This window comes from Streptomyces glaucus (genome assembly GCF_039533365.1).
GTDB lineage: Bacteria > Actinomycetota > Actinomycetes > Streptomycetales > Streptomycetaceae > Streptomyces > Streptomyces glaucus.
Genome location: NZ_BAAATK010000003.1, coordinates 54,194 through 77,612, shown reverse-complemented (window position 1 = coordinate 77,612; position 23,419 = coordinate 54,194). Strand labels below are relative to the sequence as shown.

Annotated in this window: 19 protein-coding genes and 1 pseudogene; 9 read left to right on the top strand and 11 right to left on the bottom strand. The window is 73.6% G+C overall.

Going from position 1 to position 23,419, the window contains the following annotated elements; translation table 11 throughout:
- Positions 1-2 precede the first annotated feature (2 nt).
- The 4 genes from pcaH to ABD363_RS03205 are packed head-to-tail and all read right to left on the bottom strand — an operon-like array spanning position 3 to position 3,423.
- Positions 3-776 carry a protocatechuate 3,4-dioxygenase subunit beta gene (gene pcaH, locus ABD363_RS03220; RefSeq protein WP_344599801.1) on the bottom strand — a complete coding sequence of 258 codons (774 nt, stop codon included), beginning with the start codon at positions 774-776 and terminating at the stop codon, positions 3-5.
- A gap of 18 nt (positions 777-794) precedes the next feature.
- A complete protein-coding gene (locus tag ABD363_RS03215; protein ID WP_344599800.1) occupies positions 795-1,997 on the bottom strand; it encodes a thiolase family protein in 1,203 nt (400 codons plus the stop codon).
- Entirely contained in the window at positions 1,994-2,641 is a 648-nt protein-coding gene (locus tag ABD363_RS03210; RefSeq protein ID WP_344599799.1) for a CoA transferase subunit B, read from the bottom strand. The genes ABD363_RS03215 and ABD363_RS03210 overlap by 4 nt, the downstream gene beginning before the upstream one ends.
- Positions 2,641-3,423 carry a CoA transferase subunit A gene (locus tag ABD363_RS03205; RefSeq protein ID WP_344599798.1) on the bottom strand — a complete coding sequence of 261 codons (783 nt, stop codon included), beginning with the start codon at positions 3,421-3,423 and terminating at the stop codon, positions 2,641-2,643. The genes ABD363_RS03210 and ABD363_RS03205 overlap by 1 nt, the downstream gene beginning before the upstream one ends.
- 222 nt (positions 3,424-3,645) lie before the next feature.
- On the opposite strand from ABD363_RS03205, the gene ABD363_RS03200 reads away from it, so the two are divergent.
- Both ABD363_RS03200 and ABD363_RS03195 read left to right on the top strand, forming a co-directional pair.
- Positions 3,646-4,110 carry a MarR family winged helix-turn-helix transcriptional regulator gene (locus ABD363_RS03200; RefSeq protein WP_344599797.1) on the top strand — a complete coding sequence of 155 codons (465 nt, stop codon included), beginning with the start codon at positions 3,646-3,648 and terminating at the stop codon, positions 4,108-4,110.
- Between the two features lie 174 nt (positions 4,111-4,284).
- Positions 4,285-5,475 carry a zinc-dependent alcohol dehydrogenase gene (locus ABD363_RS03195; RefSeq protein ID WP_344599796.1) on the top strand — a complete coding sequence of 397 codons (1,191 nt, stop codon included), beginning with the start codon at positions 4,285-4,287 and terminating at the stop codon, positions 5,473-5,475.
- Positions 5,476-5,589: 114 nt separating this feature from the next.
- Here the strand turns inward: ABD363_RS03195 and ABD363_RS03190 are convergent, their stop codons facing one another.
- Together ABD363_RS03190 and ABD363_RS03185 are read right to left on the bottom strand one after the other, a co-directional pair.
- A complete protein-coding gene (locus ABD363_RS03190) occupies positions 5,590-7,737 on the bottom strand; it encodes an OmpL47-type beta-barrel domain-containing protein (RefSeq protein WP_344599954.1) in 2,148 nt (715 codons plus the stop codon).
- A 44-nt stretch (positions 7,738-7,781) separates the two neighbouring features.
- Complete coding sequence (locus ABD363_RS03185) at positions 7,782-10,274, bottom strand: ThuA domain-containing protein (protein ID WP_344599795.1); 2,493 nt, start codon at positions 10,272-10,274, stop codon at positions 7,782-7,784.
- Positions 10,275-10,489: 215 nt separating this feature from the next.
- Between ABD363_RS03185 and ABD363_RS03180 the strand changes: the two genes are divergently transcribed.
- From ABD363_RS03180 to ABD363_RS03170, 3 genes are all read left to right on the top strand, one after another.
- Positions 10,490-11,467 carry a multicopper oxidase domain-containing protein gene (locus tag ABD363_RS03180; RefSeq protein WP_344599794.1) on the top strand — a complete coding sequence of 326 codons (978 nt, stop codon included), beginning with the start codon at positions 10,490-10,492 and terminating at the stop codon, positions 11,465-11,467.
- 17 nt (positions 11,468-11,484) lie between these two features.
- Positions 11,485-12,426 (top strand): ornithine cyclodeaminase family protein, encoded by a 942-nt coding sequence (locus tag ABD363_RS03175; RefSeq protein ID WP_344599793.1) that lies wholly within the window; start codon positions 11,485-11,487, stop codon positions 12,424-12,426.
- Positions 12,427-12,589: 163 nt separating this feature from the next.
- Positions 12,590-13,636, top strand: coding sequence for a LacI family DNA-binding transcriptional regulator (locus tag ABD363_RS03170; protein ID WP_344599792.1), 1,047 nt, complete (start codon positions 12,590-12,592; stop codon positions 13,634-13,636).
- Here the strand turns inward: ABD363_RS03170 and ABD363_RS03165 are convergent.
- On the bottom strand, positions 13,611-14,396 hold the full coding sequence (locus ABD363_RS03165; protein ID WP_344599791.1) for a VOC family protein: 786 nt from the start codon (positions 14,394-14,396) through the stop codon (positions 13,611-13,613). The genes ABD363_RS03170 and ABD363_RS03165 overlap by 26 nt on opposite strands.
- Positions 14,397-14,673: 277 nt before the next feature.
- Between ABD363_RS03165 and ABD363_RS03160 the strand changes: the two genes are divergently transcribed.
- Positions 14,674-14,919 (top strand): WhiB family transcriptional regulator, encoded by a 246-nt coding sequence (locus ABD363_RS03160; protein ID WP_344599790.1) that lies wholly within the window; start codon positions 14,674-14,676, stop codon positions 14,917-14,919.
- A 261-nt stretch (positions 14,920-15,180) separates the two neighbouring features.
- Here the strand turns inward: ABD363_RS03160 and ABD363_RS03155 are convergent, their stop codons facing one another.
- The 3 genes and pseudogenes from ABD363_RS03155 to ABD363_RS03145 form a co-directional block, all read right to left on the bottom strand.
- Entirely contained in the window at positions 15,181-16,158 is a 978-nt protein-coding gene (locus ABD363_RS03155) for an acyl-ACP desaturase (RefSeq protein WP_344599789.1), read from the bottom strand.
- 337 nt (positions 16,159-16,495) lie between these two features.
- Positions 16,496-18,790: an ATP-binding cassette domain-containing protein gene (locus ABD363_RS03150; RefSeq protein ID WP_344599788.1), complete on the bottom strand. Its 2,295-nt coding sequence runs from the start codon at positions 18,788-18,790 to the stop codon at positions 16,496-16,498.
- Between the two features lie 10 nt (positions 18,791-18,800).
- Positions 18,801-20,428: pseudogene (locus ABD363_RS03145) on the bottom strand (ABC-F family ATP-binding cassette domain-containing protein).
- Positions 20,429-20,737: 309 nt separating this feature from the next.
- Between ABD363_RS03145 and ABD363_RS03140 the strand changes: the two are divergent.
- Entirely contained in the window at positions 20,738-21,403 is a 666-nt protein-coding gene (locus ABD363_RS03140; protein ID WP_344599787.1) for a GOLPH3/VPS74 family protein, read from the top strand.
- Positions 21,404-21,443: 40 nt separating this feature from the next.
- Here the strand turns inward: ABD363_RS03140 and ssgD are convergent, their stop codons facing one another.
- Complete coding sequence (gene ssgD, locus ABD363_RS03135; protein WP_344599786.1) at positions 21,444-21,860, bottom strand: spore wall synthesis regulator SsgD; 417 nt, start codon at positions 21,858-21,860, stop codon at positions 21,444-21,446.
- Between the two features lie 246 nt (positions 21,861-22,106).
- On the opposite strand from ssgD, the gene ABD363_RS03130 reads away from it, so the two are divergent.
- Together ABD363_RS03130 and ABD363_RS03125 are read left to right on the top strand one after the other, a co-directional pair.
- Positions 22,107-22,427, top strand: coding sequence for a plasmid stabilization protein (locus ABD363_RS03130; RefSeq protein ID WP_344599785.1), 321 nt, complete (start codon positions 22,107-22,109; stop codon positions 22,425-22,427).
- A 212-nt stretch (positions 22,428-22,639) separates the two neighbouring features.
- Positions 22,640-23,359, top strand: coding sequence for an endonuclease V (locus tag ABD363_RS03125; RefSeq protein ID WP_344599784.1), 720 nt, complete (start codon positions 22,640-22,642; stop codon positions 23,357-23,359).
- Positions 23,360-23,419: the final 60 nt, after the last annotated feature.

Here is a 23,419-nt window from a genome sequence, read left to right as displayed (position 1 = left end):
GGTCAGCGCCCTTCTTCCATCCAGGTGGCGTTCGGGCCGTCCAGCACGATGTCCCAGTGGTAGCCCAGCGAGAACTCGGGCACGGACAGGCTGTGGTCGTAGGTGGCGACCAGCCGCTGCCGGGCCGCGTCGTCCGTCACGGACTGCAGGATCGGGTCGTACGGGAACAGCGGGTCGTTCGGGAAGTACATCTGCGTCACCAGCCGCTGGGTGAACGCCGTGCCGAAGACCGAGAAGTGGATGTGCGCCGGGCGCCAGGCGTTGACGTGGTTGCGCCACGGGTACGGGCCCGGCTGGATCGTGGTGAACCGGTAGCGGCCCTCGTCGTCGGTGAGGGTGCGGCCCACACCGGTGAAGTTCGGGTCCAGCGGCGCGTCGTGCTGCTCGCGCTGGTGCGCGTACCGGCCCGCCGAGTTGGCCTGCCAGATCTCGATCAGCTGGCCGCGCACCGGGCGCCCGTCGCGGTCCAGCAGCCGGCCGGAGACGGTGATCCGCTCGCCGATCGGCTCGCCGGTGTGCTGCCGGGTGAGGTCGTTGTCGATCCCGGTGATGTCCCGCTCCCCGAACGCGGGGGAGGACAGCTCCACCAGCTCCGGATCCTGGGTGACGTCGATGGCGACCGGCGGCTGCTTCGGGTGGCGCAGCACCGAGGAGCGGTAGGGGGCGTAGTCCCGGCGCGGGTGGTGCTCCACGGGCGCGCCGTCGGCCACCCGCTTCTCGTACGCGGCGTGCTCGGCCGCGATCTCCTGGTCGATGTCGTGCTGGGTGAGAGTCATGGGGGTTCCTAACGCTTCCTAGCGCTCGAGGACGAGGGCGAGGCCCTGGCCGACGCCGATGCAGAGGGTGGCGACGCCGACCCCGGCGCCCCTGCGGGCGAGCTGGTGGGCGACGGTGCCGGCGAGGCGGGCGCCGGAGGCGCCCAGGGGGTGTCCGAGGGCGATGGCGCCGCCCTGCGGGTTGAGGATCGCGGGGTCGAACTCGGGCCACTCGGCCACGCAGCCGAGCACCTGGGCGGCGAACGCCTCGTTGAGCTCCAGCACGTCCAGGTCGGCGAAGGTCTTCCCGGCCCTGGCCAGGGCGCGGTGGACGGCTTCGACGGGCGCGAGGCCGAAGTAGTGCGGATCGGTCGCCGACACCCCGGTGGCGCCGACGCGGGCCAGCGGCTCGCGGCCGGTGGCCTTCAGGCCCTCCTCGTCGACGAGCAGCAGCGCGGCGGCGCCGTCGTTGAGGGGGGAGGCGTTGCCCGCCGTCACGGTCCCGCCGTCCTTGCGGAAGGACGGCTTCAGCTTGGCCATCGCCTCCAGCGAGGCGTCGGCGCGCACGGACTCGTCGGCGCCGACGACCACCGGGTCGCCCTTGCGCCGCGGGACCGGCACGGGGGCGAGCTCGGCGTCGAACAGGCCCTCGGCCTGCGCCTTGGCCGCCTTCCGGTGGCTGTGCAGCGCGAACTCGTCCTGCTGCTCGCGGGTGATCCCGTGCTTGTCGGCGATCAGCTCGGCGGACTCGCCCAGCGGGATCGTCCACTGCGGGTCCATCCGCGGGTTGACCATGCGCCAGCCCAGGGTGGTGGAGTACAGCTCGGCGTGCCCGGCCGGGAAGGGCCGGTCGGACTTGGGCAGCACGTACGGCGCGCGGGTCATCGACTCCACGCCGCCGGCCAGGACGATCGAGGCGTCCCCGACCGCGACGGCGCGGGCGGCCTGGATCACCGCCTCCAGGCCGGAGGCGCACAGCCGGTTGACGGTCACGCCCGGCACGCTGGTGGGCAGGCCCGCCAGCAGGGCGGCCATGCGGCCGACGTTGCGGTTCTCCTCGCCGGCGCCGTTGGCGTTGCCGAAGTACACGTCCTCGATCCGCGCCGGGTCCAGCTCCGGGGTGCGGGCGAGGAGCGCGCGGACGGCGTGGGCGGCCAGGTCGTCGGGGCGCACGGCGGCCAGCGCGCCGTTGTAGCGGCCGATCGGGGTGCGGACCGCGTCGACGATGTAGACGTCCTTCACGACTGGATCTCCTCGGGGATGCGGACCTCGGCGGCGGTCCTGGCGACGATCTCCTCGGCGCGCACGCCCGGCGCGCACTCGATCAGGACGAGTCCGTCCGGCGTGACGTCCAGGACGCCGAGGTCGGTGATGATCCGGTTCACGCACGCCTTGCCGGTCAGCGGCAGCGCGCACTCGGCGAGGATCTTCGGGCTGCCGTCCTTGGCGGTGTGGGTCATCACCACGATGACCGTGCGGGCGCCGTGCACCAGGTCCATCGCCCCGCCGATCCCGGTGATCATCTTGCCGGGGACGGCCCAGTTGGCCAGGTCGCCGCGGGCCGAGACCTGCATCGCGCCGAGCACGGCGACGTCGATGTGCCCGCCGCGGATCATGCCGAAGGAGAGCGCGGAGTCGAAGAAGGAGGCGCCCGGCAGGACGGTGACGGTCTCCTTGCCGGCGTTGATCAGGTCCGGGTCGACCTGGTCCTCGGTGGGGTAGGGGCCGGTGCCCAGGATGCCGTTCTCCGACTCCAGCACCACCTCCACGCCCTCGGGCAGGTGGTTCGGGATCAGCGTCGGCAGGCCGATGCCGAGGTTGACGTAGGCGCCGTCGGGCAGCTCGCGGGCCGCCCGCGCGGCCATCTCCTCCCGTGTCCAGGCCATCAGCCGCTCACCCTCCCTGCCGCCTCGGGCGCGGAAACCGTCCGCTTCTCGATCTGCTTGTCGGCGGCCTGCTCCGGGGTCAGGGCCACCACCCGCTGCACGAAGATCCCCGGCAGGTGCACCGCGTCCGGGTCGATCCCGCCGGGCTCGACCAGCTCCTCCACCTCGGCGATCGTGACCCTCCCGGCCATCGCGGCCAGCGGGTTGAAGTTCCGCGCGGACTTGTTGAAGACCAGGTTGCCGTGCCGGTCGCCCCGGGCGGCCCGCACCAGCGCGAAGTCGGTGCGGATGCCGCGCTCCAGCACGTACTCCACCCCGTCGAACTCGCGGACCTCCTTCGGCGGGGAGGCCAGCGCGACCCCGCCGGAGCCGTCGTAGCGCCAGGGCAGCCCGCCCTCGGCGACCTGCGTGCCCACCCCGGCCGGGGTGTAGAAGGCGGGAATGCCGGCGCCGCCGGCCCGCAGCCGTTCGGCCAGCGTGCCCTGCGGGATCAGCTCCACCTCCAGCTCTCCGGCCAGGTACTGCCGGGCGAACTCCTTGTTCGCCCCGATGTAGGAGCCGGTCACCCGCGCGATCCGGCCCGCGGCCAGGAGCACCGCCAGGCCCGAGTCCATCGCCCCGCAGTTGTTCGACACCACGCTCAGGTCCGTCACCCCGCGCTCGTACAGCGCCTGGATCAGCACGTTGGGCACACCGCTCAGCCCGAAACCGCCCACCGCCAGCGACGCGCCGTCCGGAACATCGGCCACCGCCTCCCCGGCCGTGGCGACCACCTTGTCCATCCGAGAAGCCCCATCTCTTCCAAGCGCCCGAAGGTGCCGACCGATCGGCAAATTAATCAGGGCACTGAGTATTTCAGCGAGGTTTCCCGCACACTGCCATCGGACGGCTGAGGCGTCAAGACCTATGCTGATCAGGTATCTCTCACCAGAGGAGCAGGAGACGGGATCGCTGCCGCCCGGTATCGTTCAGTGCACCGACAAATGGCAACCTCAGGAGCGCACATGGCCGCGGTGGACCTCACCACCCACCCCGGGCACCTGGCCCGGCGGCTGCAGCAGGCCCACTACCTGCTGTGGAACACGATGGTCTCCGAGGAGATCACCTCACCGCAGTTCGCGGTCCTCAACGCGCTCGTCGCCGAGCCGGGCCTCGACCAGCGCACGGTGGGGGAGCGGGTGGGACTCGACCGCTCCACCATCGCCGAGGTGATCAGCAGGCTCAGCCGGCGCGGGCTGCTCGACAAGGTGCGCGACCCGCAGGACGGCCGCCGCTCCCTGCTGCGCCCGACCGACGAGGGGCTGCGCACCCACCGCAAGCTGACCGTGCGCACGGCCCGGATGAACCAGGTCTTCCTGGCCCCGCTCTCCGCCGAGGAACAGCGCCTCTTCTTCGACCTGATCCGGCGGGTCGCGGACGCCGCGGAAGGGCTCCGCAACCCGGCCGAGCCGGTGGCGGCACCGCACTGAACCCCTGACGCGCCGCGCCCGCTCCGCCTCGCGGCGGACGCACCCGCACGGCACGCCCCGCCCGCCGCCTCCCCGCGGCGACCGGCGCGGGGCGCGGTTCGGCGGGAACCGGCCCGGGTACCCGGGCGCCACCGTAGGACCGATGTGCACGGGCGACGGAGGGAGCGCGAGGCGATGAAGGCAGTGACCTGGCAGGGCAAGCGGGACGTGCGCGTGGAGGACGTGCCCGATCCCACGATCCAGGAGCCGACGGACGTGGTCATCCGCGTCACCTCCGCCGGACTCTGCGGCTCCGACCTGCACCTGTACGAGGTGCTCACCCCGTTCATGACGCCCGGCGACATCCTCGGCCACGAGCCGATGGGCATCGTCGAGGAGGTCGGCGCGGCCGTGCCGGACCTGCAGGTGGGCGACCGGGTCGTCGTGCCGTTCCAGATCGCCTGCGGCAACTGCTGGATGTGCCTCAACGCCCTGCAGACCCAGTGCGAGACCACCCAGGTCCACGGCGAGGGCATGGGCGCCGCCCTGTTCGGCTACACCCGCCTGTACGGCGCGGTGCCGGGCGGGCAGGCCGAGTACCTGCGCGTGCCGCAGGCGCAGTACGGCCCGATCAAGGTGCCCCAGGGGCCGCCCGACGACCGCTTCGTCTACCTCTCCGACGTGCTGCCCACCGCGTGGCAGGCGGTGGCCTACGCCGACGTCCCGCCGGGCGGCAGCGTCGCCGTGCTCGGCCTCGGCCCCATCGGCGACATGGCCTGCCGGGTCGCCCAGGTCAAGGGCGCCGGCCGGGTGTTCGGCGTGGACCTGGTCCCGGAGCGGCTGCGGCGGGCGCGCGAGCGGGGCGTGGAGACGTACGACCTGCGCGCCTTCGACAACGAGAAGGAACTCGTCGCCGCGATCCGCGACGAGACCGACGGCCGCGGCCCCGACGCCGTGATCGACGCCGTCGGCACCGAGGCGCACGGCAGCGCCGCCGCCAAACTCGCCCAGCAGGCCGCCGGGATGCTGCCCCGCAAGATCGGCGGCCCGCTGGCCGAGCGGTTCAGCGTCGACCGGCTGGCCGCCCTCTACACCGCCATCGAGCTGGTGCGCCGAGGCGGCACCATCTCCCTGTCCGGCGTCTACGGCGGCATGGCCGACCCGCTGCCGATGCTCACCCTGTTCGACAAGCAGATCCAGCTGCGGATGGGACAGGCCAACGTGCGCCGCTGGACCGACGAGATCCTCCCGTACCTCACGGACGAGGACCCGCTCGGCGTCGACGACTTCGCCACGCACCGGGTGCCGCTGAGCGAGGCGCCGCACGCCTACCGGATGTTCCAGCGCAAGCAGGACGGCGCGGTCAAGGTGCTGCTGAAGCCCTGACCCGGGCCCGGCCCGGGGCTCCGGCCGCCGGGCGGGAGCGCGGCCGCGGGTTCGGTGACCCGCCGTGCCCGCCCGGGGGTCCGGGCGGGCACGGCGGGGCCGGGGAGCGGCCCTCTACAGCTCCCTGATCCGGACGTCCCGGTACGACACCACGTCCGTCGTGCCGTGCACCTGGAGCCCGATGTAGCCGGCGGCGAACCGCCGCCCGTCCGTGCCCGGGTCGTCCGCGCGGGGCGGGGAGAACTCCTGGCCGCCGGCGTTGTCGAACTCGTTGATCAGCACGCCGTTGCGGTAGACCGAGTAGTGCTGGCCGACCACCCGGATCTCGTAGTCGTTCCAGGTGCCCTTCTGCGTGACGCCGGCGCCGGCGAGCCCCACCCGGTCGAAACCGTAGACCGAGCCCGTCTTGTACGGGTCGCCGTCGGGCCGGTCGAACACCTGCACCTCGTGCCCGTACTTGATGGCGGCCCACTCCGGCCGCGGCTCCTCCGGATGGTCGTGCACCCACGGGAACCGCACCAGCACCCCGGAGTTGGCGTTGCCGGCGCCGGGGGCGTCGTCACGCCACTGCAGTCGCAGCGAGAAGTCGCCGTACTTGCGCTGCGGGAACCACAGCATGCCCAGGCCCGGTTCGGTGGTGCCGCTGGTGATCGACCCGTCCGGGTTCAGCGCGAACGAGCCGCCGCCCACCTGCTGCCACCGCGCGAACGACTCCGCGCTGCCGTCGAGGATCGTGCGGTAGCCCTCGGTCTGCCCGGGCTTGCCGATCCCGGACCGGCGGGCGGCCTCCCGGACGGCGTCGTACTCGCGCCGGTCGACGACCCCCTCCTTCAGCAGCGCGTCCAGGACGCCCTTGACGTGCTTGAGGAACAGCGCGTGGGACGTCCACTCCTTCTCGTCCTCGATCAGCTCGTTGATGCGGCAGCGGCTGTCGGTGAGCCGGTTGGGCACGCCCGAGTCGACCGTGCCGACGATCACCGTCCGCCGCTCGTCGTACTCGGGGCAGGCCGGCGCCGGGACCTGGCCGGACACCACCGTGAAGCTCACCGTACGGGCCGGGGAGGTGTTGCCCGCCTCGTCGGTCGCGCGGTACGCCATGATGTGCGCGCCCGCGCGGTCCACCACCACCGGGGCGGTGTACGCCAGGTACGGCCCCCCGTCGAGCGCGTACTCGATCCGGTCGACGCCCGAGCCGTCCCCGTCGGTCGCCGTGACCGTCACCCTGGCGCTGTTGACGTACGCGCCGTCGGAGTTCCGCGTGCCCTCGACGGTCACCCCCGTCACCGGCGGGGTCGTGTCCTGCGGGGGCGCCGCGACGACCGTGAACTGCACGCTCCGCTCCGCCGAGACGTTGCCCGCCCGGTCGGCGGCGCGGTAGCGCACGGTGTGCGTGCCGGGCTGGTGGACCATCACCGGCGTGGTGTACGGCTGCCAGGCGCCGGAGCCGACCGCGTACTCGATCCGGTCGACCCCGGAGCCGGTGTCCGAGGCGCTCACGGTGACCGTGGCCATGTCGACGTAGGCGCCGTCGGCGTTCCGCTCGCCGCTGACCGTGGCGGACGTCTCGGGCGGGGTGGCGTCGTCCGACGGCGGCGCCACCACCGTGAAGCGCACGCTCTTCTCGGCGGAGACGTTGCCCGCCCTGTCGAACGCGCGGTAGCGGACCGTGTGGCCGCCCACCTGGTCGACGACGACCGGGGCGGTGTACGGCAGCCACTCGGCCGCGTCGTCCACCGCGTACTGGATCCGGTCGACCCCGGAGCCGCCGTCGTCCGTGGCGCTGACCGCGACGGACGCCGAGCCGACGTACGCGCCGTCGGCGTTCTGCGCACCCGTCACCTGCGCCGAGGTCTCGGGCGGCGTGCTGTCCTCGCCGCCGCCCTCGGTCACCACCAGCACGCCCTTCATCTCCCCGTGGCCGGGGATCGTGCAGTGGTAGAGGTACCGGCCGGGGGAGAGGGTGACCTCGGCGGTGTGCCGGCCGCCCAGGTCGTCGCCGGGGTTGGCGAGGATGTTCAGCCGGACGTCGTCGTTGTACTCGGGGTCGCTGGTCACGAACGTCAGCGTGTGCGGCATGCCGGTGGTGTTGCCGGTCGCCGCGCTGTTCTCGAAGACGATGGTGGCCGGGCCCGCCACCGCCGTCGCGGGGGCCGACGTGTAGCGGGTGATGTCGTCGCCGGCGGTCCAGGTGAGGACCTGGGCGGCGGCCCGGGCCGGCGGGTCGTCCTGCCCGGCGGCCGTCGTGGGCACGCCGAGCGTCATCAGCACGGCGGCCAGCAGGGCCGCGAGGACTCCTCGTCGGTGTTTCACCGCACTCCCCTCGCCAGTTGGCCGGCGGCCGGGGTCGGCCCGCCGCCCGTGTAGGTGACGCGCCACAGCGCCGACCGGGAGTCCGAGGTGAAGAAGCCGCGGCCGTAGTCGAGGACGTACAGCGCGCCGTCCGGACCGAACTTCCAGTCCATGAGGTTCCTGATGCCGTCGTCGCCGACCGGCACGATCTTCTTCAGCGACTCCGAGTGCACCGGCAGCCCGCCGTCGCCCTGCGTCGCCGGGTCCATGAGCACCGCGTTGCGCGGCTGGTCGCCGTCGTAGAAGTCACCGACGAACCACTTGCCGTCCCAGTACGCCGGCCACTTGACGCCGCTCGTGCTCGCGGCGTCGTAGCGGTAGACGGGTCCGTTCATCGCGGCCTGCCCGCCGCCCTTGAGCCAGGGCAGCCGGTAGGTGGTCTCCTCCGCCCGGTAGGAGGGGACGCCGTCCGCGGTGCGCGGGAAGTCCGGGGCGCCGCCCTGCGGGGAGTACCAGATGTTGTTGCCGGTGACCGGCGGCAGGTTGACCAGGCCGTCGTTGTTCGGCGACTCGTTCTTCGGGTGGTCGCAGTCGTACCAGCCCAGCGGCTTCGACGGATCGGGCAGGTTGCGGTCCCGGTAGGGCTGCTTGTTGCCCATGCAGTAGGGCCAGCCCCGGTTGCTCGCCTCGGTGATCACCGCGAACGTGTCGTACTTGGCCGGACCCCAGGTCGGGGAGGGGGCGGAGGCGTCCGGGCCGACCCAGCCCGCGTACAGGACGTCGGTCGACTTGTCGACGAAGATGCGGGCCGGGTTGCGCACGCCCATCACGTAGATCTCGCCGCGCGTCTTGCCGCCGCCCTCGGCGGTCTCCTTGCCGGTGAAGAGGTTCCCGTCCGGGATCGTGTAGGTGCCGTCGGGCTCCGGGTGGATGCGCAGGATCTTGCCGTTGAGGTTGTTGGTGTTCCCGGCGGTGCGGCGCGCGTCGGCGAACGACACGCCCTTGAAGGCGGGCTCGGGGTTGTTGCCCGAGTAACCGTCGCTGAACCCGCTGGAGTTGTTGTCCCCGGTGGCGATGTACAGGTTGTCCTCGGAGTCCCAGGCCATCCCGCCGCCCGCGTGGCAGCAGCTGTGGATCTGCACCGGCCAGGCCAGCAGCACCTTCTCGCTGCCCGGGTCCAGCCTGTTCGTGGCGTGGTCGAGGGTGAAGCGGGAGACGCGCCGCTCGGCCATGCGGGTGTCGCGGTCGATCCGGGAGTGGGGCGTGTAGTGCAGGTACACCCAGCCGTTCTGCTCGAACCGCGGGTCCAGTTCGATGCCGAGCAGGCCCTCCTCGACCTTGGTCAGCTCGTCGCCGCCGCCCTTGTTGCCGAAGACCGTCAGCTCGCCCGCGAGCGTGACCTTCCCGGTCTCCGGGTCGTAGACGTGGACCTGGCCCGTGCCCTTGCCGACGTCCGGGTCGTTCCAGTCGGTGACCACCGGCCGGGAGGCGTCGGCGCCGCCCCGGCCGATGTAGAACACGCGGCCGTCGGGCGCGGTGACCAGTCCGTGCGGTTCGCCGATCTGGTCGTTGCGCCCCGGCTGGTTGGGCCGGGTGAGCCGTTCGGCCCGGTAGTTGCCGGTGATGGTCGCCGTGCAGTCGGCCTGCGCCAGACGGGTGGTCCACAGCAGGGCGCCGCGCAGGTGCGCGCGGAAGTCGGTCTCGTCGTACGACGACACCGTGCCGCCCATGCCGGTGTAGAAGGAGCGCCCGCCGTCGTAGTCCCGGCACCAGCTCACCGGGTGGTCCCAGCCGCCCGCGCCCGCCCCGGGCCGGTACGTCGACTCGCGCACCCGCGCCACCGTGTGCACCTCGCCCGACGGGTTCTTCACCCAGTTCAGCCACTTGTCGGGGCGCTTCCACTGCACCGGCAGGTCCCGGGTGGCCGGATGGCGCCGGTCCCCGACCTCGACGGTGGCCCGCTGCACGTCCGCCGGGCCGGAGGCGGCCGGGCGGGCGCCGATCAGGCCGGTGAACCAGTCCGAGTACGGTTCCGCGCGGGCCGCGTCGTGGATGCCGAGGAAGCCGCCGCCCGCCTCCATGTAGGCCTCCAGGCCCGCCTCCTGGTCCGGGTCGAGGACGTCGCCGCCGCCGGTCAGGAACACGACCGCGTTGTACCGGCCGAGCTGCGCGCCGTCGGTGAACACCGAGGCGTCGTCCGTGGCCTCGACCCGGAAGCGCTCGTCCGCCGGGCCGGACAGCCCGATCCGCTCGATCGCCTCGATCCCGGCGTTCACCAGCGGGGACTCCTGCCCGGCCGCCGCGGAGCCGTGGAAGACCAGCACCCGGACGTTCGCGCCGCCCGGCGGCGACTTGATCGACATCGTTGTCACGGGCGGATCGGGGGCCGGGTGCGCGCTCGCGGCGGGAGCGGCCAGCAGTCCGGCCACGACCGCGGCGGAGACGGCGGCCGCCCGGCCGCGTCTTCTCGTGCTCGGCCCTCTTGTCGCGCTCAACCTTCGTAAGTGCATGGGCACCTCCTCGGTCACGGCAGCAGCGCCAAGGAAGCTAGACCTCTTTGCGTCACCCGCCAATAGGTATGACCGCAATGGAACGAACTTTGTCCTGAGTGTGGATAAACAGGAGGGTGGCCGGTACCGTCTCACCGGCTCATCACAGCCACGTCTTCGCTCCGTCCCTCGCAACACGTTCTTCGCGGTTCCCGTACCAGGGTGGGGAGTTCGGCATGGACAGACGCAGTTTCAACCGACGGGTGCTGCTGGGCGGCGCGGCCGTCGCGACGTCGTTGTCGCTGGCCCCGGAGTCCGCCGGCGCCGACGGCCCGGCGAGGACGGCCCCGGCCGGCGGCGAGGTGAGACACCTCAAGCTGTACGCCGAGAAACTCCCCGACGGGCAGATGGGCTACGGCCTGGCGAAGGGCGAGGCGACGATCCCCGGACCGCTCATCGAGCTCAACGAGGGCGACACGCTGCACATCGAGTTCGAGAACACGATGGACGTGCCGGTGAGCCTGCACGTCCACGGCCTGGACTACGAGATCTCCAGCGACGGGACGAGACTCAGCAGGAGCGACGTCGAGCCCGGCGGCACCCGCACCTACACCTGGCGCACCCACGCCCCCGGCCGGCGCAAGGACGGCACCTGGCGGGCGGGCAGCGCGGGTTACTGGCACTACCACGACCACGTCGTCGGCACGGAGCACGGCACGGGCGGCATCCGCAAGGGCCTGTACGGACCGGTGATCGTCCGCCGCAAGGGCGACGTCCTGCCGGACCGCACCCACACGATCGTCTTCAACGACCTGCTCGTCAACAACAAGCCCGCGCACTCGGGGCCGGACTTCGAGGCCACCGTGGGCGACCGCGTGGAGTTCGTGGTGATCACGCACGGCGAGTACTACCACACCTTCCACCTGCACGGTCACCGCTGGGCGGACAACCGCACGGGCGCGCTCACCGGGCCCGACGACCCCAGCCAGGTCATCGACAACAAGATCGTCGGCCCGGCGGACTCCTTCGGCTTCCAGGTGATCGCGGGCGAGGGCGTCGGGGCGGGCGCGTGGATGTACCACTGCCACGTGCAGAGCCACTCCGACATGGGGATGGTGGGGCTGTTCCTGGTGAAGAAGGCGGACGGGACGATCCCCGGGTACGACCCGCACGAGCACGCGTCCGGCGACACGGGGGAACACGCGCACGGGTAGGGGCGCATCATGGGCGGGTGACCCTCGTCCTGACCCGGAGCGACCTGGAAGCCGTCCTGGACCCCGCCGACTGCATCGCCGCCCTGCGCGAGGGCTTTTGCCGCGCGGACGCCGCACCGGTCACCGGGCAACGGGTGCGCACCGACCTGCCGTTCCCCGGTACGGCCACGGCGCTGATCCCCGGGGTGCTGCCCGGCGTCGAGGCGTACACCGTGAAGGTCAACGCCAAGTTCCCCGGGGCGCGGCCCGCGCTGCGCGGGGTGATCTGCCTGCACAGCGGCCGGGACGGCGAGTTGCTCGCCCTGCTGGACTCGGCGACGGTGACCGCCTGGCGCACCGGACTGGCCGCCGCGCTGGGCACGCACGTACTGGCGGACCCGGCCGAGGACGGCGCCGTCGGCGTGGTCGGCGCCGGCGCGCAGGCGGAGCTGACGGTGCGCGGACTGGCCGTGCTGCGCGGACGGCGCGAACTCGTCGTGCACGACACGGACGGCGGCCGCGCCGCCGCGTTCGCCGCACGGCACGGCGGCCGGGTGGTGGACTCCGCGCCGCAGGTCGCCGCCCGGGCCGGCCTGGTGCTGACGGCGACCTGGTCGCGCGTGCCGCTGCTGGGGCTCGCGGACATCAGGCCGGGGCAGCACGTCACCAGCCTCGGCGCCGACGAGCCCGGCAAGCGGGAACTCGCCGCCGACCTGCTGGAGGCGTCGCTGCTCGTCGTCGACGACCGTGAGCTGGCGGTGCGCACGGGCGTCCTGGGGGCCGCCGGCCTGGACGCGGGGGCCGCCCACGCGACGCTCGGCGAGGTGCTGCGGGGCGAGCGTCCGGGGCGGACCGGTCCCGAGGCCCGCACGGTCTACGCCCCCGTCGGCCTGCCCTGGCAGGACCTGGCGCTCGCCTGGCTCGCGTACGGGCGGGCGGAGCGCGCGGGGAGGGGACGGCGGATCGACCTGCTGGCCTGACGGCCGGGCGGAGGGAGCCGGGACGCGGACCCCTCGCCGGCCGGGAGTCCGGTGCTCCGCCCGGGGCGTGCCCGCACGGGCCGCTCCCGGGCCCGAGAGCGCTCTCTCCCGCCCGTCCCGCCGGGGCTATCCTGATCCGCAGCCGCCGAGGAGGAGCCCCGCAGTGACCGAGACAGCGCCGCGTCCCACGCTGGAGGCCGTGGCCGCGCGGGCCGGGGTCTCGCGGGCCACCGTGTCCCGGGTGGTCAACGGGTCGGACGGGGTCCGCGAACCCCTCGCCGAGCGGGTCCGCAGGGCGGTGGAGGAGCTCGGGTACGTCCCCAACCAGGCCGCCCGCAGCCTGGTGACGAAACGGCACGACGCCGTCGCCGTCGTCGTCGCCGAACCGGAGACCCGGGTCTTCGCCGACCCCTACTTCGCGCTGCAACTGCGCGGCATCAGCCAGGAGCTGACCGCCCACGACAACCAGCTCGTGCTGCTGCTCACCGAGGGCCGCGAGGACTACGCCCGCGTCGGCCGCTACCTGGCCGGCGGCCATGTCGACGGCGCGCTCGTCTTCTCGCTGCACCTCGACGACCCGCTGCCCGGCCTGATCCAGCGCGCCGGCGTGCCGACCGTGTTCGGCGGGCGGCCCGGCTGGAACGACGGCAGCCGCGACGTGGTGTACGTGGACAGCGACAACCGGGGCGGCGCCCGCGAGGCGGTACGCCACCTCGCCGGCCTCGGCCGCACCCGCGTCGCCCACATCACCGGCCCCCTCGACCAGACCTCGGCCGTGGACCGGCTGGACGGATTCCGGGACGTCATGGCCGACGCCGATCCGCGGATGGTGGTGACGGGCGACTTCACCCCGGGCGGCGGGGAGCGGGCGATGCGGGAGCTCCTCGACCGGTGCCCGGACCTGGACGCCGTGTTCGCCGCCAACGACCTCACCGCCTCGGGCGCCCTGCGGGTGCTGCGCGAGCGCGGGCGGCGCGTGCCCGACGACGTCGCCGTGGTCGGCTTCGACGACATGCTGCCCGTCGCCGAGCAGACCGACCCGCCGCTGACGACGGTCCGCCAGGGCATCGAGGAGATGGGCCGCCTGATGGCCCGCCTGCTGCTGCGCGGCCTCGACCGTCCTGCCGACGACCCTGGTGCGCCGCGCCTCCGCGTGACGCGCCCCGCCGGCCCCGGTGCGCGGCTCAGTCCTCCCGCGACGCGGGCCTGAGCACCGCGAACCGGGCCCCGTACGGGTCGGTGAGCCTGGCGACGCGGCCGACGTCCGGCAGGTCCGTGGGCGGCATGCGGACCGTGCCGCCCAGCTCCCGGGCCCGGGCGGCCACGGCGTCGGTGTCGGTGACCTCGAAGTACGGCAGCCAGTGGGCCGGTTCCTCGGCCGGGGCGTCGGCCAGCGGCACGATGCCGCCGAACCCGGCGTCCGCTCCCGTGCCCGGAGGACTCACCGTGGTGTACGTGCCGCCCGGGAAGGTCACGCCGTGGGTCTCCATGCCGAGCACCGCGTGGTAGAACGCGGCGGCCGCCGCCTCGTCCGCCGTGTACAGCTCGGTCCAGCACAGCGCGCCGGGCTGCCGGACGACGTCGAGGCCCTGACTGCGGGCGGCCTGCCACAGACCGAAGGGCACGCCCGCCCGGTCGGCGAGGACGGCCGTGCGGCCTTGGTCCAGCACGTCCACGGGCCCGAGCAGCACCGAGCCGTGGGCCTGCTCGGCCGCCTCCGCCGCGGCCTGCGCGTCCGCCGTTTTGAAGTACACCGTCCAGGAGGACCGGCCCTGCTCCGGCGTGAGCTGCATACCGCCGGCCGCGATGTTCCCGTCGAGCCGGAAGAAGCCGTAGCCACCGGTCTCCGGGCCGCCCGGCTGGAACCGCCAGCCGAACAGGGCGCCGTAGAAGGACGCGGCGCCGTCCATGTCGGGTGTGCCGAGGTCGACCCAGTTCGGGGCGCCGTCGGCATGACGGGTGGTGAGCATCTGGGCCCTCCTCCGCGGGATCCCGTTGCCTGCTCTGCCGAGTCTCGCACCCCCCGCCGGCACCCGCCGCCGAAGCGCGGCCGCGGACCACGGCGCCGGACGCGGTGACGCCCGGTGGGCGGCGGGGTCCGCTCCGGTCCGCTGTCGCCCGCGCCTGCCGCGCGCCGCCGTGCGTTCCGGCACGGGGCGGGGGAGCATCGGAGCGGCCGCGGCCCCGGGCCGCGGCGTTGATCCCGCGTTGAGCGAACGTTTTTCACCGTCCGGCACGCTCGGGGCCATGCACATCGAAACCATCGCGCCGCCCGACCTCGACTGGCAGGAGGAGGCGTTGTGCGCGCAGACCGGGAGCGACTTCTTCTTCCCCGAGCCCGGCAGCTCCGTACGGGAGGCCAAGCGGATCTGCGCCCTGTGCCCCATCCGCTCCGCCTGCCTGGAGTACGCGCTGGACCACGACGAACGCTTCGGCGTCTGGGGCGGCCTGTCGGAGAAGGAACGCCTGGAACTGCGGCGCGCGGCCCACTGACCGCGGAGCGGCCCCGTCGCGCCGGCGCCGCCGGTGATCACGTGCGCCGTGCCCGCCGTACCCGGCCCGCCCGGCGGGACACCCCCGCACCCCGTGCCGCCGTCCCGCCGCCGGCACACGCGCCGCGGGATCGGGGACGGCGGACGAGCGCGAGGCGCCGGGGAGGGCGTCAGCCGGCGGGGAGCGGCGCCGTGAGCGGCGGGTGACGGCGGGGGGTCGGGGCGGCGGCGTCCGCCGCCCCGAGCCCCCGCCCGCCGTGTCTCAGCCGCCGGCCCGCGCCGCCATCCGGGCCTTGCGGGCCGCCAGCTTCTCGTCGAACTTCGCGGCCTCCGCGTCCAGCCCGGTCATGAACAGGCCGAGCTCCTCCTGCGCCCGCAGCCCGTCGGGGCCGAGGCCGTCGATCTCCATGACCTTCAGGAAGCGCAGCACGGGCTGCAGCACGTCGTCGTGGTGGATGCGCAGGTTGTAGACCTCGCCGATCGCCATCTGCGCGGCGGCCCGTTCGAAGCCGGGCATGCCGTGCCCGGGCATGCGGAAGTTCACCACCACGTCCCGCACCGCCTGCATGGTCAGGTCGGGCGCGATCTCGAAGGCCGCCTTGAGCAGGTTGCGGTAGAAGATCATGTGCAGGTTCTCGTCGGTGGCGATCCGGGCCAGCATGCGGTCGCAGATCGGGTCGCCGGACTGGTGGCCGGTGTTGCGGTGCGAGATGCGGGTCGCCAGCTCCTGGAAGGCGACGTAGGCCACCGAGTGCAGCATCGAGTGCCGGTTGTCCGACTCGAAGCCCTCGCTCATGTGGGCCATGCGGAACTGCTCCAGCTTGTCCGGGTCGACCGCGCGCGAGGTGAGCAGGTAGTCCCGCATCACGATGCCGTGCCGGCCCTCCTCGGCGGTCCAGCGGTGCACCCAGGTGCCCCAGGCGCCGTCGCGGCCGAAGAGGGTGGCGATCTCGTGGTGGTAGCTGGGCAGGTTGTCCTCCGTCAGCAGGTTCACCACCAGCGCGATCCGGCCGATCTCGGTGACCTTGGACTGCTCCTTGTCCCAGGCCTCGCCGTCCTCGAAGAAGCCGGGGAAGTTGCGGCCGTCGCTCCACGGCACGTACTCGTGCGGCATCCAGTCCTTGGCGACCTTCAGATGGCGGTTGAGCTCCTTCTCGACCACTTCCTCCAGGGCGTACAGCAGCCGGGCGTCGGTCCATGCGGAGGAAGGGCTGCCGAGGTGCGGGGAAGTGATCGTCATGGGTACTCCAGGGGGACGTGCGGTACAGCGGAAGGGTCCGGCGAGCGGCGCCGGGAACCTACGGAATCGTAGGCTACGAGACCGTAGGTTACGAGACCGTAGGTTAAATGTGTTGTAAAGACCCCTGTTCATGTGACCCGGGACACCGGCCGACGGGGAGTACGAGAGCACGGAAAAGCCCCGGGACTCCAGGTCCCGGGGCCGGACGCGGGCGCGCGTCACCCGGTCAGGCGTACAGCTCCCCCGGCCGCGCCGACGGACGCGTCACGCGGCCCCCGAGCTTCCCGAACGCGCCGATGGCGCCGACGACCGGCGCGTGGCCGGGGCCGACGGGCCGTCATGCGGCGCGGGCCGGTGCGGGCGAAAACCCGCGCGGCCGGGCCACGGCCCGCCGGAGGTGTTCCGCCGTGACCGAGTCCGGGGCGTCGAGGAGCTGCCGCGGGGTCCCCTCGAAGACCACCCGGCCGCCGTCCCGGCCCCCGCCGGGGCCGAGGTCGACGATCCAGTCGGCGTGCGCGACCACATCGAGGTTGTGCTCGACGACCACGACCGTGTTGCCGGCGTCGACCAGCCGGTCCAGCAGGGCGAGCAGCCCGTCGACGTCCGACATGTGCAGCCCGGTCGTCGGCTCGTCCAGCACGTACACCGCGCCGGTCCGGTGCAGCCGGGTGGCCAGCTTCAGGCGCTGCCGCTCGCCGCCGGAGAGCGTGGACAGCGGCTGGCCGAGGGTGAGGTAGGTCAGGCCGACCTCGCGCAGGGCGCGCAGCCGGCGGCGTACGCCCGGGTCGTCGAAGAAGCCGAGCGCCTGATCGGCCGTCATCCCGAGGACGTCCGCGATGCAGTGCCCGCCGACCGTCAGCCGCAGCACCTCGTCCTTGAAGCGCCGCCCCCCGCAGTCGTGGCAGGTCGTCGTCACCGGGTCCATGAAGGCGAGGTCGGTGTGGAGGACGCCGCGTCCCTCGCAGGTTCCGCAGGCGCCCGCGGAGTTGAAGCTGAAGAGGCCGGGGTCGGCGCCCGTCTCGCGTGCGAAGACCTTCCGTACCGTGTCCATGATCCCCAGGTACGTCGCCGGGGTGGACCGCGCGGAGATGCCGATCGACGACTGGTCGACGACCACGGCGCCGGGGTGCGCGTCGGTGAGCTCCGCGACCAGCGTGCTCTTGCCCGAGCCGGCGACCCCGGTCACCGCGGTCAGCACCCCGGTGGGGAACCGGACGGTCACCTCCCGCAGGTTGTGCCGGCCGGCCCCTTTCACCCACAGCCCGCCGTCCGCCGTCCGCGTCCGTTCCTTCACCGCCGTCCGCCGGCGCAGGCACCGCCCGGTCGGCGTGTCCGACCGGGCCAGCTCGCCCGGCGCCCCCTCGAACACCACCCGCCCGCCGTGCACCCCGGCCCCCGGCCCCATGTCGACGACGTGGTCGGCGAGCGCGATCACGTCCGGGTCGTGCTCGACGACCAGCACGGTGTTGCCCTTGTCGCGCAGCCGCAGCAGCAGGTCGCCGAGCCGGCCGACGTCGCGCGGGTGCAGGCCGGCGCTGGGCTCGTCGAAGATGTACGTCATGCCGGTCAGGCTGGAGCCGAGGTGCCGGACCGTCTTCAGCCGCTGTCCCTCGCCGCCCGACAGCGTGGCGGTCTCCCGGTCGAGGCTGAGGTAGCCGAGACCGATCGCCTCGATGCGCTCCAGCGCGGCGACGGCGGCCCCGGCGACGGGCCGGGCGACCGGGTCGTCGATCTCCTTCAGCACGGCGATGAGGTCGGTGACCTGCATCCGGGTGCAGTCCGCGATGGTCCGCCCGCCGATCCGGGTCGCGAGCGCCGCCGCGTTCAGCCGCGCGCCCCGGCAGTCCGGGCAGACGTCCTCGACCAGGAACTCCCGTACCAGGTCCCGGGTCTTCTGGCTCATGCCGGACAGGTCCCGCTTCAGGTACAGCCGTTCGAAACGGTCCGCGAGGCCCTCGTACTCCGTGGTCCACGTGCCGCCCGAGCCGCTCACGGTGACCTTGCTGCCGGGCCGCCCGCGCATCAGGAACTCCCGCTCGGCCGCGGTGAACTCGCCCACCGGCTTGTGCGGGTCCAGCTCCTCGCTGTTCGTGTACGCCTGCCCCTGCCAGGTCCCCGCGGCGAACGGCGGGAAGCGGACCGCGCCGTCCGCGAGGGACCTGGCCGGGTCGAGGATGCGGTCCCAGTCCGGCCGGACCGCCCGGCCGAGCCCGTCGCAGCCGGGGCACATGCCCGACGGGTCGTTGAACGAGTACGCCGTCGCCGGGCCGGCGCTCGGGGTGCCGTGCCGGGAGAACAGCACCCGCAGCACCGAGTAGACGTCCGTCATCGTGCCGACGGTGGACCGCGAGTGGCCCCCGACCGGCCGCTGGTCGACGACGATCACGGGCGTGAGGTCCTCCAGGGCGTCCGCGTGCGGCCGCTCGTACTTGGGCAGCCGGTTGCGGACGAACCAGGTGAACGTCTCGTTCAGCTGACGCTGCGACTCGACGGCGATCGTGTCGAAGACGATCGAGGACTTCCCCGATCCCGAAACGCCGGTGAACACGGTCAGCCGGCCCTTCGGGATGCGGAGCGTGACGTCCTTGAGGTTGTTCTCCCGGGCCCCGGTCAGGGTGATGAAATCGGTCATGCGGTCGAAGCTAGGCGGGAAACCCGACAGCTCCCGGCGTGATTTCCCGCAGTTCCCCGTCCAGCAGCAGCCAGCGCGTGATGCCGATCGACTCCAGGAACGGCAGGTCGTGGGAGGCCACGATCAGCGCCCCCTCGTACGACTCCAGGGCCGTGACGAGCTGCCGGACGCTCGCGATGTCCAGGTTGTTCGTCGGCTCGTCCAGCATCAGCAGCTGCGGCGCGGGCTCGGCCAGCATCAGCGCGGCCAGCGTCGCCCGGAAGCGCTCGCCGCCGGAGAGCGTCCCCGCCGCCCGGTCGGCCCGGGCGCCCCGGAACAGGAAGCGGGCCAGCCGCGCCCGGATCCGGTTGCCGGTGGCGCCCGGCGCGAACCGGGCCACGTTCTCGACGACGGTCAGACGGTCGTCGAGGACGTCCAGCCGCTGCGGCAGGAACCGCAGCGGCACGTGCGCGACGGCCTCGCCCGACACCGGTTCCAGCTCGCCCGCGATCGTGCGCAGCAGCGTCGTCTTGCCCGCGCCGTTGCGCCCGACCAGCGCCACCCGCTCCGGGCCGTGCAGGTCGAGGCCGCCGGCCACGCGGGTGCCGTACGCCGGCTCCAGGTCCCGCAGGGTGAGGACGGTGCGGCCCGGCGGTACGGCGGTGTACGGCAGGTCGACGCGGATCTCGTCGTCGTCCCGCACGGCCTCCACCGCCTCGTCGAGCCGCTCCCTGGCCTCGGCGAGCTTCTCCTCGTGCAGGATGCGGTGCTTGCCCGCGGACTCCTGCGCCGCGCGCTTGCGCGCCCCCATGACGATCTTCGGCTCGCGCTTGCTGTCCCACATCTTCTGCCCGTACCGCTTGCGACGGGCCAGCTTGACCCGGGCGTCGGTCAGTTCCCGCTTCTGCTTGCGCAGGTCGGCCTCGGCGACCCGCACCATGCGCTCGGCCGCCTCCTGCTCGGCGGCCAGGGCTTGTTCGTACGCCGAGTAGTTGCCGCCGTACCAGGTGATCGAGCCGGCGTGCAGATCGGCGATCCGGTCGACGCGTTCGAGCAGTTCCCGGTCGTGGCTGACCACGATCATCAGCCCGGGCCAGGACTCGACGGCCGCGTACAGCCGCCGGCGCGCGTACAGGTCGAGGTTGTTGGTCGGCTCGTCGAGCAGCAGCACGTCCGGGCGGGCCAGCAGCAGCGCCGCCAGCCGCAGCAGCACCGACTCGCCGCCGGAGACCTCGCCGACGGTGCGGTCCAGCCCGACGTGCCGAGGCCGAGTTCGCCGAGCGTGGCGAGGGCACGCTCCTCGACGTCCCAGTCGTCGCCGACGGTCTCGAAGTGCTCCTCGGCCGCGTCGCCGGCCTCGATGGCGTGCAGCGCGGCCCGCCGCGCGGCGATGCCGAGCGCCTCGTCGACCCTGAGCGTGGTGTCGAGGGTGACGTTCTGCGGCAGGTAACCGGCCTCGCCCGCGATGCGGACGGCGCCGTCGGCCGGGGCGAGCTCCCCGGCGATCAGCTTCAGCAAGGTGGACTTTCCCGACCCGTTGACGCCGACGAGCCCGGTCCTGCCGGGGCCGAAGGAGACGTCGAGACCCTCGAAGACGGGGGTGCCGTCGGGCCAGGAGAAGGAGAGGGAGGTGACGGTGACGGTGACGGACTGGGCCATGGGGGCCTCCGCGATTGCGTGATGCGGTCAGGGGCAGACGCGTATCGAGACACCGGGAGGCGACGACCCGCCGCCGGGCGGGGAAGGGAGGCACCGGGCACGGGAAAAGCCCTGCTCCGCGAGGACGGCTCCAACGCCGAGGTCGCACGCCACGCCGGCACCCCACGGGTGCGACGCGGTGTCTCGGGACCTCAGAGGAGCAACGTCCTTCTCCCATCGACGGCAACAGGACCGCTGTAGACCGTACGAGGGGGCCCGGCCGCCGTCAACGCATTATTCGGGTCCGCCCCGACCGCCGAAGGAGATCACGTGCCCCACGGCCCGCTCTCGCTGCCGACCCGGCTCTGCCTGCTGGCCTGGGACACCTCCCGGCCCGAGGCCGGCACCGCCGCGCGGCTCGCGCACCTGGTGCGGGCCGGCGCCCTCACCGAACTGGCCCAGCGCGGCCTGCTCGTCGACGACGACGGCATCGTCACCCCCGTCGACCTGGACTCCCGCACCGGGGACGCGGTCCTCGACGGGCTGCTGGAACTCGTCCACGAGTCCCTGCCGCACCGGTGGCGGGCCTGGGTGCGGCTGCGGGCGCGGGTCACCCTCGACGCCGTCCGGGAGCAGCTGGTCGCCGAGGGGTACGTGCGGGCCGAGAAGAAGCGGGTGCTCGGCGTGTTCCCGTCCGTCACGCACGTCCTGGCGCGGACCGCCGCCGCGGCCGCCCTGCGCGAGGAGGCGCGACGGATCCTGCTGGGGCCGGTGCCGGTCGCGGAGGTCGGCGCACGGGACGCGGCCGTGGTGGCCCTCGCGTCCGCCGCCGGACTGCGCACCCTGGCGACCGCTCAGGAGCACGCGCGCTCGGCGGGGCGCGTGGCCGAGCTGACCGAGCGCGGCGGGGCGTCCCCCGCGCTGCGAACGGCCGTCCGCGAGGTGCGCACGGCGGTGGGCGCACCCGCCCGGACGGCCGCCCCCGCGGGCGGCTGACGCCTCGGCGGGCGGTGCCGCCCCCACCGGGGCCGGCGCCTCAGCGGGCGTCGCGCATCAGTTCCGCCAGGTCGCGGTCGAGGTCGAGCTGCAGGTGCTCCAGGCCGGCGGGCACCAGCTCGCTCGTGGCCCGCAGGAACCGGCGCACGTCCCGGGAGTGCACGTGCACGACGGCCGTTCCCTCCGGGGCGTGGAACTCCAGCACGGTGCGGTCGTACCCGTACGGCCGCACCCGGACGTCGCCGTGGCCCTCCGGACCGTGGAGGCCGGCGGTGAGCAGCTCGCGGGAGAAGGTCCAGCAGACCTCCACGCCCTCCAGGGTGGCGGGGGCCGGGAAGGTCATGCGGACCGCGAACGGGTCGCGCCGGTCGTAGTGCAGGGTGGCGGGAATGCTCGGCATCCGCGGCGCGGCGGCGACGAGGCGGGCTTCGACGGGCTGCTCGATGACGGTGGACAACGCCTTGCTCCCTCGTGACGGCTGGACGGACTTCCGGGGCGGACGGGCCGGGCACTGGAAGAGACGCCGGAATCAGCCGATCCGTGCACACGGGTGTCGAGTGACCTCTGTCACCGTCTTCATTCCCGGACGTTCCCCGGCGGTCCGGGGCGGCGTTCCCGGCCCGGGAGCCGACACCGCGCGACGCGCCGTGTTTGTCCGTAACGTAGGTATCCGTTCGCTGAGCGTGAGAGGAAGTGAGCGGACATGCCACGCGGATCGAACCCCAAACGGGAGCGGCAGTACGAGCACATCGAGCGGAGCGCCGAGGAGCGGGGCGCGAACACCGGGCGGGCCAAGGAGATGGCGGCCCGGACCGTGAACAAGGAGCGCGCCCGGTCCGGGGAGTCGAAGACCGCGAGCCGCAGCTCGAAGCAGGACGCGCCGTCCGGCAAGCGGGGCGGGCGGCGGTCCGGCGGCTCCGGGAGCCCCACCTACGACCAGCTGTACCAGGAGGCCAGGCGCCGCGACATCCACGGCCGTTCGGCCATGAACAAGAGCGAGCTGCAGCGCGCGCTGGGCAAGTGAGCCCGAACGCCCCGCCGGGCGTCCTTCGGTGCCGTGCCGGGAGCGGCACCGCCGCGGCGGCGGACCCCGTGCCGCGGCGCGCGCACGCCGGCGGCGAGGACGGATCCCCCGCGGCGGCCTCCGGTCCGCGCGGCTCTTCGCGACGGCGGCGAACGGACCGCCGCGCCGTCGCGGAGAACCGCCCCGCCCCGGCGCGTAGGCTCGGGGCCACCATGACGACCGTACGCATTCCCGCGGGCCGGCCCGCGACCGAGGAGGAGGCCCGCGCCGTCCAGGACGAGCTGCGGGCGCGGGTGGTGCTCGACGAGCCGGGGCCGCCGCCCGGGACGGGCCGCGTCACCGGGGTCGACGTGGCGTACGACGACGAGCGCGACGTGGTCGCCGCGGCGGCCGTCGTGCTGGACGCGGCGAGCCTCGACGTCGTCGCCGAGGCCACGGCCGTCGGCCGGGTCTCCTTCCCGTACGTGCCCGGCCTGCTCGCCTTCCGCGAGATCCCCACCGTGCTCGCCGCCCTGGACGCCCTGCCCCACGACCCCGGCCTGGTCGTCTGCGACGGCTACGGCCTCGCCCATCCGCGCCGCTTCGGCCTCGCCAGCCACCTCGGCGTCCTCACCGGTCTGCCCACGATCGGCGTCGCCAAGAACCCCTTCGCCTTCACCTACGACGACCCGGACACGCCGCGCGGCAGCACCTCGCCGCTGCGCTCGGGCACCGAGGTGGTCGGCCGCGCCCTGCGCACCCGGGACGCCGTCAAACCGGTCTTCGTCTCCGTCGGCCACCGGGTGAGCCTCGACAACGCCTGCGCCCACACCCTGGCCCTCACCCCCGCCTACCGTCTGCCGGAGACCACCCGCCGGGCGGACGCGCTGTGCCGGCGGGCGCTGCGGGCGGCCGTCGGCGCCGGGCCGGAGCGTGCCGTCGGCGGGACCTGAGTCCGGGCTGCGAGGACCCGTGCCGGGCCCGGGCTCCGAGGACCCGTGCCGAGCGCGGGC